The 15,132-nt window shown below is 51.3% G+C and carries 13 protein-coding genes; 5 read left to right on the top strand and 8 right to left on the bottom strand.

From position 1 onward, the window contains the following. Positions 1–68 precede the first annotated feature (68 nt). Together F4Y64_01770 and F4Y64_01765 are read left to right on the top strand one after the other, a co-directional pair. The gene (locus F4Y64_01770) at positions 69–1,385 is read left to right on the top strand and encodes a recombinase family protein (protein MXX96327.1); all 1,317 of its coding nucleotides are present in this window, start codon (positions 69–71) and stop codon (positions 1,383–1,385) included. A gap of 33 nt (positions 1,386–1,418) precedes the next feature. Then, the gene (locus F4Y64_01765) at positions 1,419–2,033 is read left to right on the top strand and encodes a hypothetical protein (protein MXX96326.1); all 615 of its coding nucleotides are present in this window, start codon (positions 1,419–1,421) and stop codon (positions 2,031–2,033) included. A 155-nt stretch (positions 2,034–2,188) separates the two neighbouring features. On the opposite strand, the gene F4Y64_01760 is transcribed toward F4Y64_01765, so the two are convergent. Next, positions 2,189–2,806 (bottom strand): hypothetical protein, encoded by a 618-nt coding sequence (locus tag F4Y64_01760; protein ID MXX96325.1) that lies wholly within the window; start codon positions 2,804–2,806, stop codon positions 2,189–2,191. A gap of 711 nt (positions 2,807–3,517) precedes the next feature. On the opposite strand from F4Y64_01760, the gene F4Y64_01755 reads away from it, so the two are divergent. Continuing rightward, positions 3,518–4,615 (top strand): hypothetical protein, encoded by a 1,098-nt coding sequence (locus F4Y64_01755; GenBank protein ID MXX96324.1) that lies wholly within the window; start codon positions 3,518–3,520, stop codon positions 4,613–4,615. A gap of 616 nt (positions 4,616–5,231) precedes the next feature. Here F4Y64_01755 and F4Y64_01750 read toward each other — a convergent pair. Together F4Y64_01750 and F4Y64_01745 are read right to left on the bottom strand one after the other, a co-directional pair. Further along, on the bottom strand, positions 5,232–6,140 hold the full coding sequence (locus F4Y64_01750; protein MXX96323.1) for a transposase: 909 nt from the start codon (positions 6,138–6,140) through the stop codon (positions 5,232–5,234). Positions 6,141–6,262: 122 nt separating this feature from the next. Next, positions 6,263–6,892: a hypothetical protein gene (locus F4Y64_01745; GenBank protein MXX96322.1), complete on the bottom strand. Its 630-nt coding sequence runs from the start codon at positions 6,890–6,892 to the stop codon at positions 6,263–6,265. Between the two features lie 210 nt (positions 6,893–7,102). On the opposite strand from F4Y64_01745, the gene F4Y64_01740 reads away from it, so the two are divergent. Then, positions 7,103–7,285 carry a hypothetical protein gene (locus F4Y64_01740; GenBank protein ID MXX96321.1) on the top strand — a complete coding sequence of 61 codons (183 nt, stop codon included), beginning with the start codon at positions 7,103–7,105 and terminating at the stop codon, positions 7,283–7,285. Here F4Y64_01740 and F4Y64_01735 read toward each other — a convergent pair. From F4Y64_01735 to F4Y64_01715, 5 genes are all read right to left on the bottom strand, one after another. Then, positions 7,245–8,210 carry a DMT family transporter gene (locus F4Y64_01735; GenBank protein ID MXX96320.1) on the bottom strand — a complete coding sequence of 322 codons (966 nt, stop codon included), beginning with the start codon at positions 8,208–8,210 and terminating at the stop codon, positions 7,245–7,247. The two genes, F4Y64_01740 and F4Y64_01735, sit on opposite strands and share 41 nt — an antisense overlap. An 86-nt stretch (positions 8,211–8,296) precedes the next feature. Continuing rightward, entirely contained in the window at positions 8,297–9,319 is a 1,023-nt protein-coding gene (locus tag F4Y64_01730) for a MoxR family ATPase (GenBank protein ID MXX96319.1), read from the bottom strand. 4 nt (positions 9,320–9,323) lie between these two features. After that, entirely contained in the window at positions 9,324–10,700 is a 1,377-nt protein-coding gene (locus F4Y64_01725; protein ID MXX96318.1) for a peptidylprolyl isomerase, read from the bottom strand. A 91-nt stretch (positions 10,701–10,791) separates the two neighbouring features. Further along, positions 10,792–11,634 (bottom strand): hypothetical protein, encoded by an 843-nt coding sequence (locus tag F4Y64_01720; GenBank protein MXX96317.1) that lies wholly within the window; start codon positions 11,632–11,634, stop codon positions 10,792–10,794. Beyond that, complete coding sequence (locus F4Y64_01715) at positions 11,631–13,631, bottom strand: hypothetical protein (GenBank protein MXX96316.1); 2,001 nt, start codon at positions 13,629–13,631, stop codon at positions 11,631–11,633. The genes F4Y64_01720 and F4Y64_01715 overlap by 4 nt, the downstream gene beginning before the upstream one ends. A gap of 379 nt (positions 13,632–14,010) precedes the next feature. On the opposite strand from F4Y64_01715, the gene F4Y64_01710 reads away from it, so the two are divergent. Further along, positions 14,011–14,943: a hypothetical protein gene (locus tag F4Y64_01710; GenBank protein MXX96315.1), complete on the top strand. Its 933-nt coding sequence runs from the start codon at positions 14,011–14,013 to the stop codon at positions 14,941–14,943. Positions 14,944–15,132 lie beyond the last annotated feature (189 nt).

The following is a 15,132-nucleotide window of genomic DNA, read 5'->3' as shown; positions in this document are numbered from 1 at the left end:
GCAAACCGCCGAAGTCAGGTCGACGGGCGTGTTTGTATATCCGACAGTCTTCGTTGCGTCAGGTGGCAATGAATAAGGAAAGCCAGTACCGTCAATATGATTTGCGTCTGCGTGCCCTTGCTCTGGGCTGGCCGGAGGATCGAATCGACATCATTGATGAGGATCAGGGAAAGTCCGGGGCCAGTACCGCCCAGCGTACGGGCTTTCAGGACCTGCGCGCACGGGTCGGGGCAGCCGAGGTCGGCATCATTCTGAGTCTGGAAGTTTCTCGCCTGTGTCGAAACAATGCCGAGTGGCATCAATTGCTTCGGATTGCTGAGGTGTCTGACACGCTGATTCTGGACGAACACGGGATCTACGATGCCAGAGATCTCAACGACTGGATGGGGATGGGGATCAAGGGACAGCTTTCGGAATATGAACTGCGCAACATTCGCGCGCGCATGATTGGAGGCCAGCGCAGCAAGGCGAGGCGGGGAGAATTAAAACTTCCCTTGGCGATTGGGCTGGTCTACACCGCAACCGATCAGGTGATTCTGGATCCAGATCAATCGATCCGCGAAGCAATAGAGTTGGTGTTCCGCACCTTTCGGCGCCTCCAATCCGCCATGCAGGTCACCAAATGGTTTCGAAGGAAGGGCATTCGCCTTCCTTCGCGTCCTCGAACCGGCAGCCGGGCGCTTTGTTGGAGCGTCCCGACGTACAGTCAAATTCAGCGAATCCTGCGCAATCCCCGATACGCAGGATGCTATGCCTATGGTCGGACCAAGTGCCGGCAACGTGCAGACGGGTCGATGCAGTTTGCCAAACTTCCGATGGATCAGTGGATGGTGTGTATTCCTGAAGCCCATCCAGGATATATCTTCTGGGAGGAATACCAGCAAAATCGGAAGACCCTCCAGGCGAACGCGGCCAGTTTTCTGCAGGGGGACCGGGTACCCTCTCCACGAAAAGGGACGGCCCTGCTCCATTCCCGGATTATTTGTGGCATTTCCGGGCATCGGATGCAGGTGTCCTATACCAGCCGGAAAGACCGGCCTTTGGAGCCGAAGTGGTATTATTTGTGCAAGGAGAATCGGGTCCGACGCGGGACGTGTACCTGTCAGAGTATGCGGGGAGATGTGCTGGATGCCGCGGTAGGTACCTTTGTGGTCGCCGCCGTCAATCGGGAGAATCTGGCCCTTTCGCTGATGGTACGCGAGCAGGTGCGCACCGACTTTGAGGTGGCCGATCGGCAGCGAAAGCATCACATTGAGGCCCTACGGCATCAGGTGGAACTGGCCCGCCGAAGATTCATGGAGTTGGATCCGTCCAATCGCCTGGTGGCTTCAACCCTGGAGGCGGATTGGGAGGCGCAGTTAAAACTCCACGAAGCGGCGGTTTAGGAGCAAGCGGAGGTTGCGAAGGCACACGCCAGCATGCCCGAGACCAAATTGGATGCGCGCATTCTGGAACTGAACCAGGATTTTGGCAAGGTCTGGACTGCTGCCAGAACCATCAACGAAGACCGAAAACGTCTCCTGGGGCTTTTGGTGGAGGACATCACGCTCACCCGCAACGGCTATCAGGTGGACGTAGGACTGCGGCTGCGCGGAGGGCGGATTCACAAGCTGAACCCCGTTGAATTACCCCGACCCCGGGCGCAGATCATTCGACGTGATGTGTCTGAAGAAGCCCTTTCGGAATTGGAACTCCTGCTGGAGCAAGGATATGCAGACGAACGGGCGGCCAACGAACTGAATCGACGCGGACACCCAGATTCCCGCGAAGATCCGTTCACCCGACGAAGCATTTGTACGATCCGTCAACGACACAACATGACCAGTGCGCTACGGCGAAAACGGGACCAATTGCGGGCGCAGGGCTGTGTCAGCGGTCCTGAACTTGCAGAAGAGCTTGGCGTCCCCTACTCGCATCTCTATAAACATGTGTCCGACCATCCAGATCTGGAAATCTACGAGATTCCCAACGCAAAACGTACCTTCAAAATGTACAAATTGAATCCCAACCCTCAAACAACCCAGGTATCGTAGTAATGTGTCCAACAGATCGAATTGACGATCCAATGCCTTATCCTGAGGTTTTCGCACGCGTGCCGCCAAGAGGGTCAGATCGTAATACCGTGCAAAATCTGCGTACGTCGTATTGAACACGAGGGCCTTCCGGTCAGCGCGAGTGACCGCCGCTTTCAGGTTATCGCAGACAATGATGCGGGGCCGGCTCCCAAAAACGTCAGACATCGCACATGGGCCTCAATCCAGCTGCGCAATGTTTGATCGGGCACTGCTTCCACATAGGTATAATTGGAACCGCCCATAGCGGCCACAAAGATCTGGACCTTTGTGACCTGGCCAGTACTCGGATCCATCACCTCCATTCTCTTGCCGGCAAAGTCCACATACAGCCGCTCTCCTGCCTTATGATGAATCCGCATCGTGATCTTTTGTGCACGGCACCTCTTCTTGTAGCACGCACAGAAATACCCATAGCTGTACCCATTGGGATACTCCTGAATCCAATCAAACAAGATTCGCTCCAGAGTCATGCCCTTGCGGGACAGCTGCTGGTGGACCTGGTTCCGGTCCGGTTGGGGACGACAGGAAATGGGGCCTGAATGCGGAAACAGTAGCGCTTCCAACTCTTCGTCGGTGAGGCGCTCGGGCAACGGCCAGGAAAGCCCTGCCGCCTCCGCGCGCCGAAGATAATTGCGCACCGTCCCCGGCGAGAGTTGCAGCAAACGCGCCACTTCCCGCTTGCTGGACTGCTCGCCGTCGTAATGGCGCAGTAGGGTTCGGATGTCTTGCATGGAAATTCGTAATCGGGCATTGATCATGAGGGATTGTGAACCCCATGAAAATGCGGTGAACGATTGCAAACCTCCGAAAAATCCAACCCGCGATTCAGACTGCCCAAAAGTGGGCAATTTGAATCTCAGTATACAAGGGACGGCTGGACAAATGCAGGCATAAATGTGATACGTTATCAGGTCGCATGGTAGGAAGTTATGGGTACTCATAATCGCAAGGGCAGATACACCAGAGAGTCCCAGAAATCTTGACGCAATATGGGCTATATCATGCGAACCCTGCAACGAGGAAAAACGATCCATCTCCTTGCGATTGTAAAACCTTTTTTGGGAATTCCCCAAAACGTTTGGAAGTTTGACATCGCGTCACTATACTAGCTGCGTCTGTTAACCATTAACTAATTTCACATTTCGATGAAACGCTTACTTTGTTTGGCATGTACGTGCCTGTTTTTGTTCTTTAGTCCAGAAATTGGGTCGGAAAAAAACCAGAGTGCTTATTCCCAAATTCCTTGAATAGTATCCTGTAACGGGTGTCACACAATGGTGATCTCAAATGAACTCTTTTCTTTCATGAAGATCAGGTGCGACGATGGCTCCGAATGGGAGGGGATAGTTCCAGGTCGCGGTGGGTATGAAGGATCCGTGTGCGGTGAGACCATGGAATAAAGCGGGTTGCTTATTCGGCAACTCATAATTAACCGCGTATGAATGAATTCCACTTCTTACCGTTGCATACCCATCAGGGGTGGGTATGCAACGGTTTTGTTTCTTTTGCCCTTAATTGCATGTCAAAGTGGGCAAACCCGTTTTGAAGATTCCCCGGTCATTGACCGCTTACTGGATTCTGCACCGCACTTCGTAGTCAACACGGACATTGAGCCGAAAAGGTGGGTCGCCACAACCCGATTAGGGCTTCCAAGTGATTCGCTCATCCTGGGTAGGCCGTCTCAAATGATCGCAGTCGGGGATAGTGTTTATATCTCTGAAGATTTCGGACATAACATTTTTTCGGTAGGAGCGGATGGCTATCTGAACCGAAAAATTGGCCAGCAAGGACAAGGCCCCGGAGAGTTTACGACTGTAAGTGGGCTACAGTACAGCGGTTCGCACATATTCGTCCAGGAAATAGAACGGATACAGGTGTTTTCGGAGACGTTCGAATATGTGAATTCGTTTTTCTCCATGGATTATTTATTGAATAGATTTTCGGTTTCGCCGGATTACATGTTTCTGCAATGTCCGGGGGACCCACGAGAGAATGATTGGATCGTTTGCGCTCGCAGCACGTCAACCCCGTATAACTGGATTTCGTCCATTAAATTGCTTCCTCGTCTGGATCTTCGGAATCAAACGGGGGAAAACAGCAACGTTTTGACCGTTTCTCCCGGCGGAGATCGAATTGCCATGGCATATAGGGGATTCCCGTACATCTTTGTTTATGATCATCAGTTCAGGCATTTGCGAACGATTCGATTCGAGGGAAAACAAGTCCGTGATTTTCAGCCTTCGGGTTTTCCTGCTGGAGTTCCAACCGGAGCGGAAGCTTTCACGCGAGCATTTATAGGTACAATCAAGTTCATCAATTCCCACTATCTAATTGCAAGATCCCCCAGAACTGATCATTACGTTTTCGATTTGTCCGAAGAGAATTACAGGCTTGTAAAAAAGATTGTCTTCCGCCCCATCACCGACTCGGAAGAGAGCAAGGATATTCCCGCTGCAGATTTCCTCCTGCATAAAGATCACTTGTATGTGTCTTCACCGTGGGAAGAATATGTATATGGTTACGAGTTTAACCTAGAGTGACGGGAAGTATGTCAGGCGAGAAACCACACGGAGAAGCGGTGGGGAACGGTAATGGCTACCAATTTGCATTAATTTCCTGTTTCACGGGATAAATCAAGTTGAACCAGCGCCGGTCCAATAGCTGGTCCAGAGTGGGGGGATGCAACATCTCCAGTTACCGCCGTTTTGAAACACGAGCGAAGCAATGTAGTGGCAGGGGCATAAGAGTGTTCGTTACCTACGAAGGGGATCAGGGATGTCAATCATCAAAGGGGGAGGAAGGATGGACTGTGCAAAGAGCGAAAGCCATCAAGGTTTTACAGGGAAGCCAATCATCTTGACCGAGAAACCGCAGCGAGGGGAGGTATTTCAGCCCAGAAATATGACCGCGGGGAGGTCTAAGCGTGGCAAGAAATCACACCCACCGATCATCCGCTGAACAGGACTAAAATGTATTCTCTGACAGATGATCGACACGATATTTAACGGAACCCGGACGATAGATTAAAGGATGTCTTGACTTCGGCGGTCACCTCGCGCACAGGGGCACTGGGGCGGGATTTCTGGAAAAAGTGAACACCACAGGTGACCCTTCTGGGAAGGGATTTCAGGGGATTTTACAATGTGGGGGATCCCGTTAGGCGGTCGATCCCGGTTTGAAGAGGACGGTCTGTCGTGGGAGTTTTTGACCCACGGCATGATAGAGTCGAATCGCTTCATCCCTGGCCTTGGAGGGTAGGAGATATTCTGCGTCGGTGCCGCGATCGCGAATGAGCGAGGCCTGCACTTGGCTGAGTTCGGCCAGGATCTGTCCCTCGCTCAGTCGTTGTTTTGCGCCAAAGAGGGTATTGTACCGGTGGCATAGAATGCGCAGCAGCGCAAAGGCCACAAAACAAATGGCGACATGCGCACGCACCCGGCGCTCGACCCAGTGAAACATGGGCCGAACCGCCATGGTGTGCTTCATCACGCGGAAGCCTTCTTCAATCCGCCATAACTCGCCATAATGCGTATACACCTGTTCGGGCGTCATGTCCTTCAAACTCGTCCAGACGCCATGGAGTCCATCATAATTCTGATCTCGGGCAATGGCGGCCTCATCCAAGCGTACGCCCTGTGGGTCTACCTTCAGAAAGCGACCGCTGCGGCCCACACCCTTCACGCCCTGCGCTAATCGCTTTTTCACCTTCTCCACCGCCTGGTCCCGCGTATGGACATCGCGGGCCGCTTTCTTGGGACAATAGCGAAGAATCAATCGCCGCCCGCCCAGCGTGTGTTCACTCACCTTGCGCCCGGTGGAGAGCATCGTCCAGGATTGCTCCCCAACTATGGCCTTGGTGTGTACCTGGTTCAAGGAGCGCAGCCGCGCCGCCACTACAAAGTCACAGCCCAGACTCTGCAACAACGACAGATTCTCCTGACTCAACATGCCCGCATCGGTCACCACAATCATCTGATCCAAATCAAATTGTTCTTTCAGACGCAACATGGCCGGTTCCAGCGTCTTGATATCCGCCGTATTGCCGGGAAAGAGCTCGTAGGTCACCGGAAGCCCCTCCTAGGTCTGGATCAGCGCCAACACCACCTGCACCTTTTGCGGCGTCCCATCCTTGCTGAACCCCCGTTTGCGAAGATCATCCGCCTGCTCACTCGCAAAACTCAGCGTGGTCACATCAAAAAGAGCATCTTCAGCTTGCCTCCAAGCATCCCCACCATCTCGCCCGAAACGCGGTGCTTGAGCTCTTCAATCCGCTCGTCGGTCACCGCATCCATCATCCGGTAAAACTTGTCCACCGGCACTTCCACCCCCGCCTCTTTCGAGATCCGCAGACAATGGGCCAATTTACTGTCTCCAGGAGTCGCCAGACGCAGCAATACCGCCTGCTTGAAGAGCCGACGAGACATCTGGTGCCGGGCATCAAACACCTTCGAAAGACTCAACGTGTCATACAGCGTGCCCAATGCTTCATGAAAGCCCAGACAGATCCGACGCTCTTCCTCCAGCTTGCGCGCATCCGCAATCGGAAGCGGGCCGGTGTGCTTGGGCGTTAACCGAGCCGCAACGACCTCCTCCACATAGGATTCCGCCGGAAAAAGGGTCGGCTTGATCTGCTCCTGGATTCGCACCATCTCCAAATGGGCGAGCTGAACCAGGGCCTCCAGCGGCTTGCCTTCCGGGACGCTCCCCATATGCCGAACAATCCGCTGTCGGTGCTGGCCTTTTTTGTTGCGGTAGTTCTCGACAATCTTGACCGCGACATTTTTCGTCGTGGTGCGGCGTAAGGTCCGGACAAACATGAACGGTGTGGAGATGACTGTACCCCGAAGATACGAAGAAATATTAGCAGTACCAAAAAACTGAACACCACAAACGGATAACTAGAAAAACTCCCCAGAACGCCTTAAAATCAAGGTTTTTACATCCGAGACGGCCGCAAACCGTCGAAGTCAGGTCGCAAAAATTCCCGAACCAAGATTGATGTGCAACGCTTCAAGGGCCTAGGTGAAATGATGCCGCAAACGTTGAAAGAAACTACTCTGGATCCGGCGCGACGCCGAATCCTACAGGTTACCATCCCCGAAAAAACCCGTGCGGAAACCACGATTTCTGGATTAATGGGGCGGGATCCATCTGTTCGTTACCGCTTTATTATGGAGAATGCCCGGAAGGCCGAAGACTTGGATGTCTAGCTGATCGGCGCTGAGCCGTAATCACACTGCCACCCGCGACGAGGATCATTCCGATGAGAGAAAGCAGATTGGGAAGATCTCCAAAGATTACAATTCCCCAGACAACAGCGAACAGGACTTGAATGTAACTCACTCCCATGGCCCGAGAGGTTTGCTCCCGGTGCAAACTGCGTGTAAGAAAAATCTGTGCAGTGTGGGTACAGATCCCGACCCCAATCAATACCAGCCACTCCGTGAGGGATGGAATTGCATAATGGGTGGCTACGAAGGGGACAGCTGCAAGTGCGGATACGAATGAGAAATAAAAGATGATGACCAACGCGTGATCGGTCTCGCGCAGTTTACGGACGGATACGAATGCAAGGGCGGCCAGGATTGCTCCCAGAATTCCCACAGCGACAGATGGTAGATGCAGTCGCTGCACACTGAAAATAAACTCGGGCTGGATGACAAGAATTACTCCAAGGATGCAGATCAAAAAGCCAATCACCATCCCAATAGACAGATGCTCACGCAGGATGATGGTTGCCAGGATTGCCGCGAGGCAGGGAGACATATAAAAAAGTATAGTCGCTTCTGCGAGGGGGAGATGAATCAGGGTCCAGAAGAAGCACATCAGAGCGCCAAATCCGGTTACCCCTCGAAAAATCAACAGTTTTTTATTGGCTCCCCAGACCGGGATACCAATTGCACGGATTCCCCAGTATGCCAGGATGCTTCCGACGACCCCTCTGACCAGAACAATCTGTCCCGTTGGAATGGCCGTTGAGACCAGCTTTGCCAACAATGACATCAGGCTGAAGAAGAAGACAGCCAAGATCATGTATCCTAGCCCAATGGAAATCCATGCGAAAGACCGGAGATTTTTCGATGGTGGCGGGATAAGATCGTGTGTTGGCTGTAGTTTGGCTGCTCGCAGGGACATATCTTTATCACACGCTAGCAGTCAGCCAGCAGGTCACGGTGATGGATGCGAATGGGGAGATTCCCCGCCCAAATGCGAAGGTAAGCCTACGTGGTAACCGTATCAAGGATTCGCTCAATCAGATCGGTTACCGATACGCCATCCGCCTCCGCATTGAAATTGGCAATGATGCGGTGGCGAAGGACTGCTGTGGCCAGTGTCTGCACATCACTGATCAGGGGAGTATACCGGCCATCAATGGCCGCGAGCGCTTTTGCGCCGAGGATCAGATATTGCGAAGCACGTGGCCCCGCTCCGTATGCGATATACTCGTTGACAAAATCTGGCGCTCCCTCACGGTTGGGGCGTGTACTGGCGCTTAGGCGAACCGCATATTCGATGACGTTGTTTGCGACAGGTAGATGACGAACAAGCTTCTGGTAATCAATGAGCTCGGTCCGAGACATTGCAGGTCTAACAACGACAGTCTGGCCAGCGGTAGTTGAGCGAACGACTTCGGTCTCCTGATCAAGAGAAGGATAATCCAGCCAAAGATTGAGCATGAATCGGTCCAGTTGCGCTTCGGGCAGAGGATAGGTTCCCTCCTGCTCAATCGGGTTTTGAGTGGCAAGTACAAAAAACGGTTCTTCTAGAGTGAAGGTGTTCCCCCCAGCGGTAACGCGATGTTCCTGCATCGCTTCCAGAAGCGCAGCCTGGGTCTTTGGGGGAGTCCGGTTGACCTCGTCTGCGAGTACAACATTGGCGAAGATGGGCCCCTTGACAAATTTGAAAGCACGTCCGCCGGTTCGTTTATCCTCTTCAATGATTTCTGTACCTGTGATGTCACCGGGCATCAGATCCGGGGTGAACTGGATTCGAGTAAAATTCAGGGCCAGTGCATCCGCCAACGTACGGATGAGAAGAGTTTTTGCGAGTCCAGGTACTCCGATAAGCAGTACATGCCCTTGAGCCAACAGGCACACCAGAATATTTCGTATGACCTCCTTTTGACCAACAATAATTTTTGAAATTTCCCCTTCAAGGCGTTTGCACGCCGAGGGTAAGGCTTCGGCGAGGGCGGGGAAAAGGTCTTCCACTGGTGACTCTTCGTTGATTTGTATTTGTGGCATGATGTCAGTTGCTGGCTGAATCACTTTCGGATGGTGGCTGTATTTCGAGCGCTTTTCCAAGCAGTTCAACGAAAACATCTTCTCGCAGTAAGTCCAGCCAACGTCGCATTTCCAGGGTGCGTTTATTTTCCAGTGCCAGAGTTTGAATACGAGAATAATCGGTTTCGATGTTGATCCGGTGAGAAGGTACTTTGCGCTGGAGCAGTACGAGATGCCAGGCAATGTTTCCATCAAGGAGGGTAACTTCTGCCGGTTGACTGATCTGCCCAATTTCAAGCGTGTCGGTAGTATCCTTCCAGTCCGGTCCTAGGGCATCAACGAAAAGGTCTCGCTCTCCTGAATTCGGGTCCATCACACGGCCACCGATTTCGGAAGAGGATTCCTCTTCTGAGTGTCGCCTCGCCATCAGTTCGAAGGGAATGTCATAGGTCAGGATTGAATCTCGTATCACTTCGAGTTCTGAGATAGCCCCTGACGGATCCGCACGTGAGCGATCAATATTGATGAGGATGTGACTAAAATCTATGACATCTCCAACGCGCTCATTCACTCGAAGGATATGATACCCAAATGGGCTTTGGAATGGCTGAGATAATTCGCCTGGATCAATGCGGGCAGCAATTGCAGCAAATTCCGGGACCAGATCGCCCAATGCCATGTCTTCATATCTTCCCCCGGTTTGGATGGAACCAGTGTCTTCCGAGTAGCGACGGGCTAGGCTCTCGAGTGTACTCACCTCCATAGTGATCGAATCCCGTATTGCACTGATAATCTCAAGTGCTTCCTCAGTGGCTTCGGGAAGGACTTCGGGGTACTTAACAATATGCGAGACGCGTACGATTGCGGGGAGTACAGGCAGGGAATCGGTAGGAAATTGTGCAAACCATTCCCGTACCTCGGTGGGGGTAATCTTCAGACTGCGGAGTTTAGAGCTCTGGTATTGTTCAGCCAGGAGCCGATCACGTATTTCATCGCGTAGGTCAGCCCGGATCTGAACGATGCTCTTACCGTAGATTTCTATCAGTCTGGCCTCGCCACCCAGTTGCTGTGACATGATTTCGATGCGCTGGTTCAGCGACTGGTCCACCTGATCTTCAGTAACAACAATGTTGGTGTCTCGTCGTGCATGCTCTGCAAGCACTTCCTGGTCAATGAGTTGCTGTAGTGTCTGGAGCCAGAGTTCGTCACTATATTCAAGTCTCTGCTGTTGCGTGATATTCTGCACGATTCCGTCGATCTCTGAGCGCAGGATAATTTTATTCTCCCCAACGATCGACACAATTTCATCTACCACACCCTCTTGTGCCAGCACGAAGGAATGTGGAGCCAGGAATATGGCAACAAGTGTGAGCGACCGGAGAATGTGAGCGTATTTGGGCATTCGAATGCAAATGGAAGCTATACCAGGAACTCAGCTAGAACGGATTGTGCAGGCCAATTAGTGAATGCTGCCGGTGCCCTGGAAAATATCTTCACCTAATCTCAATATCTTCGCGAAACTCGGCTTCCACGCGTAGGTGCTGAACGCTGCGCGTATAATTCTGTTTCCTGAAGCGGATCGTCAGCTGCTCTCGAATGAAGGTCTCCACCCAGGGTAATTCTGGAATCGTACCCGCCGGATTTCGCGCTATTACCTGTAGGAAATGATACAGGGAATCTCCCTGCAGAATTTGTGGCGGTTGTCCGGCCTCGGTGTTTCTAAGAAGATCGCTAAGCGCGAATTGATCAATAAAGAGTCTAGTTTCGGGGAGGTAGTTCTGATTCATTTCGAGAGCATCAGTAGGAGAATTACTGAAACGCTCAATCAGTGTGACAAATATCGAATCCGGGTTGGCTGCCTGATCCAGTAACTGCCGGGCCAGCTCTAAAGAATCCTGGCTTGGGTTACTCAGATAGCGAATATGTACAAATGGTTCCAGAAAACGCATTTGCTCCCTGTTGTTTTCATAGTAGGTAGCCACATCAACCGGAGTGATCTCGCGATCAGCCTGCATGTGGTAGTCAGAGATCAATCCTTCAATCAGGACTGCACGAGCACTCTCGTCCAGACGGCGTCTGATATCTTCTCGGTTTGAGAAGCGCAAACGCAGTGCTTCCTGATAGAGAAGTTCATTATCAATCCACTGATCAATGAGTTGCCTGCGCACCTGCGTGGTATCAAGATTGGAAGCCAGATTTGCGAGACTGGCATCGAGGTCTGACTGTAACAGGTAGGCATCTCCGACTCGAGCAACAAAGTCGTCGGATGAATCGGGCCGCTGGCAGCCAGAGATGCTGATCAAAAGCAGGGCAGTGATTCCCAGCCAAATTCTCATTGCTCTTGGAACGCCTTTTTGAGCCGATCAGGGAAAGTTGTTACTCGGTATTTTTCGCGCAGCCTGTGATGAAGCCTTTGCTCCAGTTCAACCTGGATATCGGCCATAACCTCGGATAGGGCTTCCTCGAATGTTTTCATTCGGGCGGGCTCCATCCCGTCCATATACAACACAAGTCTGCGGCTGCGTGTAGAAAGGATTTCCGTATGCCCTCCAACGGATAGGTCGACCGCATTGTCATAGACACTGTTGGTGGTCTCGGCAACCAGTACCGTATCCAACTGCAGGGTCCATGTTGAATCTTCAGCAATCTTATTCTGCAGGTCTTCCCAGACGCCACCAAGTTCCAGCAGGTTCACTACTTCGGTCAAAAGGGAATCGGACACTCCAAAGATCTCTATAAGCCGGTATCTGTCTGGCCATTGATACAACTCAGGGTTTGCTTCGTAGTGTTGCAGCAGGCGGAGAGTATCCTGAGAGGCTGCACTCCAAACCGAATCATCCATGATTCTAAAGATGGCAAACCCATTCCTATAGTCTCGCATTTTTTCTTTGAACTCCTGGTCAGTGTGTTCAAGTTCGAAAGAATGATAGAAAAGAACTTTATCATCAAGGAAGGCCTCCGCGTGCACCAAGACCTGCCCGGTTGAGGCCAGCCCAGAATTGTTTGGATTGGGCTGGGTAGATGCAAAGCGGACAAACTCTTTCAGTGTATAGGCCGAGTCCTCTAGTGTAATCAGTGGTGTTGCTCCGACGGAGTCATTCTCCACCAACTTCTGCAGGTGTTTTTGGACGGAATCCGGGAGGACATTTCCAATTAAGCGGGTCAACAACAGGGTATCAACAGTGCTTGTATAGAGCTCGCGCAGTGATTTTTCCAGTGCCACCTCTGCGGTTCTGATACGGGGAAGTTTCTCTACCATCCCGGCTAGTCTGTCGAAGGACTGTTCCAATGTTTGCAGTGCAACGATGTCGTCTAATTTTATCAGATGCAATCCAAAAGGAGTTTCAACGATATCAGATATCTGGCCGGGAGTTTTTAGGGCAAAGAGGGCATCATGAAAGGTCCGATCAAGGTTAGGGTTTCGAAATTGGATCAACCCTCCCAAGGAGCCTCCAGACTGCGCGCTTGCCCGATCGTCTGAATGGTTTATTGCGACTTCGGCAAAATCCATTCCCTGATCAATCAGTGTTTTTAGGCTATCCATTTTGGCGTATGCACGAGCGGTGTCGGCCTGCGTGGCACGTTGGAACCGCACCATGATATGTGAGGCGAGATAGTCTGGCTTGGTTGTCTCACGATCATGGACCGTGAGAATATGGTAGCCGTAAGAACTGCGGATGATGTCAGATATTCCTCCAATGGGAGTGTTATAGGCAGCAATTTCGAATGGCTCAATCATTTGCCCTCCGGTAAACCATCCAAGATCTCCACGATATCCTCTTATGGATGTTGGGCTGCTTGCAGACGGATCATCGGACATTCGTTCTGCAAGGTCACCGAATGGAGTACCTTCTCGGAGAGAATCCTGCAGAGTCAGCATCTTATTCCAGGCTCTCAGGGTATCAGCAGGGGAGGGAGTATTCGAAGAAAAGAGTGCCATAATATGGCTGGCGTGGACGTATTCTTTGCGCTTTTCGTAAATGTCCCGCACCATCGGTTCTAGAATCTCATTGTCAATGAGATGGGATTTTGCAATGGAAGCGCGGTGCCCATTGATTTCGGCGAGGAGATCTCCATCTTCAAAGTAGCCGACAGCATCTGCCTCTTTCAGTTTCAGCCGAAAATTCACATAACGGTCCAAAAAATCGACATACTCCTTCAGGGAATCATCACTCGCAGCGGCTCTACCGCCGATAGTCTCTGCGTATTCCTGTTCAAACTCTTGCAGTGTCAGAGATTTTCCATCAATTTCTGCCACGATTGTATTCTGAGCAGAGGCATCTGAGAGTAGGAATACTGCTGCGAGTAAAGCAGCACAGCGAACGAACTTCATCTATGAAAATCTGATTTTTTGGAACCGCTGTTGCACCATGATCAGCTATAACGGTTCCGTAGATCACTCAATTCGCTAGTTTAATCTAGGAAACCATTGTTTGTCGGATCGGGGATTGGATATTATCATTTCGTCAGACGTAGTGCGCGAGGTCAGCCTACTTCAATGAAATTGTAGGAATGGAGATGAATGTAATGGTGAAAATGAAAATTGCTGTTCGGAGGGATTGAAAAGGGCAGTTTCTGCCTATATTTCTAGAGAGTTGTAATTGACAAATATGTTGTACAGGATAGGTTCGATTATTAGTGTCTTCTGGTTGATGTCCCTATCAGCGTGTCATACACCAAGTCCACAATACCGAGTGATTGAATCGAACTTCATGGAGTTTGACAATCTCTTCACTCCGATAGATACGATTCGTTTTGATGCCTCGGTGCCCTTTGGCACACTTGGCTTTGTAGATCTATCTGATCAAGGCGAATTCCTGGTGATGGATTTTCCGGTAGGGCCAGTGCACGTTTTTACAGCTTTCGGTCGGCATGTCCGTACGACTGACATCTCACAGTGTAGTTCGAATGATAGCGGGATCTTGTGGTCAGCACGATTTCTGAAGAACGGTGGCGTGGTCGTGGTCACATCTAGGGGAGTCTATGTTCTCAACGCAGACGGATCATGTGACCAGCGACTCTCGAAGATACCGCCCAATTTTCCATCATTTTGTGAGCGACAGGACACGGTTTACTTCATGAATCATAAGAGAAGGTGGTCTCCCCAGATCCATGCCTACTCCCTTGAATCGGGTAACGTGCGAAATTATAATCTCAGGAAGCCTAGGTTTCCACTATCAACTGCTGCGGGGTGGGGCAATACCGGGCACCAGATCGCGTGCTTTGATCGTGGAATATTCTACCGCTACGCAGAGAGTAGTGATGGGGAGCCTCTATGGCTAGGGAGCGATCCAGTACTTTTTCGGCCTATGTCCTATCGGCCCCCTGAGCGAGATGCGACTGCTCGGAGTAGGAGCATTTTCAATTCTCAACTGGAGGAACTTGCGCGCGAGTTTACGTACTCTAAGGCAATCTATGGGTTGGACCAAAACCACCGCATGGTGACGTTTGAGGAGCCTGCTGAATTCAACATGAACATTGTGAATATGGACACAGAGACTGGCATAAGCACCAAGGATTTGCGAGGTTTGAACATTGAGTTAACAAAGAATGGGCTCATGTATACGTTCGGGGGGTATGAGCTACTTCCATCCGGTGAGAGGGGCAATAGAACGCTTGTAGTCTGGCAGTTCCAGTCATTCTAGTCGTCGCCCTCCGAAACTCGGAGATTACAACTCTACACTAACCCTCTCCGCTTCGAGCAGGCGAACTATTTGAGCCGATCTGTTTCTTCCGAAAAAATTCCAGGAATTTTGTGTGGTTGTTAGGTTGTTTTAAGGTAAGCTCAAAATAGGTGGCTGTTGGATGAGCGAACAATGCACAAAGTGTTTGTT

The organism is Rhodothermaceae bacterium, assembly GCA_009838195.1.
GTDB lineage: Bacteria > Bacteroidota > Rhodothermia > Rhodothermales > Bin80 > Bin80.
This window is presented reverse-complemented; position numbering and strand designations above follow the sequence as displayed.

Coding starts and splice junctions, on each gene's coding strand:
- F4Y64_01720 (MXX96317.1), bottom strand. CDS start 11,634: ATGAGAATTTGGCTGGGAATCACTGCCCTGCTTTTGATCAGCATCTCT.
- F4Y64_01735 (MXX96320.1), bottom strand. CDS start 8,210: ATGTCCCTGCGAGCAGCCAAACTACAGCCAACACACGATCTTATCCCG.
- F4Y64_01715 (MXX96316.1), bottom strand. CDS start 13,631: ATGAAGTTCGTTCGCTGTGCTGCTTTACTCGCAGCAGTATTCCTACTC.
- F4Y64_01730 (MXX96319.1), bottom strand. CDS start 9,319: ATGCCACAAATACAAATCAACGAAGAGTCACCAGTGGAAGACCTTTTC.
- F4Y64_01710 (MXX96315.1), top strand. CDS start 14,011: ATGGAGTTTGACAATCTCTTCACTCCGATAGATACGATTCGTTTTGAT.
- F4Y64_01770 (MXX96327.1), top strand. CDS start 69: ATGAATAAGGAAAGCCAGTACCGTCAATATGATTTGCGTCTGCGTGCC.
- F4Y64_01760 (MXX96325.1), bottom strand. CDS start 2,806: ATGCAAGACATCCGAACCCTACTGCGCCATTACGACGGCGAGCAGTCC.
- F4Y64_01765 (MXX96326.1), top strand. CDS start 1,419: ATGCCCGAGACCAAATTGGATGCGCGCATTCTGGAACTGAACCAGGAT.
- F4Y64_01755 (MXX96324.1), top strand. CDS start 3,518: ATGAATTCCACTTCTTACCGTTGCATACCCATCAGGGGTGGGTATGCA.
- F4Y64_01740 (MXX96321.1), top strand. CDS start 7,103: ATGATGCCGCAAACGTTGAAAGAAACTACTCTGGATCCGGCGCGACGC.
- F4Y64_01725 (MXX96318.1), bottom strand. CDS start 10,700: ATGCCCAAATACGCTCACATTCTCCGGTCGCTCACACTTGTTGCCATA.
- F4Y64_01745 (MXX96322.1), bottom strand. CDS start 6,892: ATGTTTGTCCGGACCTTACGCCGCACCACGACGAAAAATGTCGCGGTC.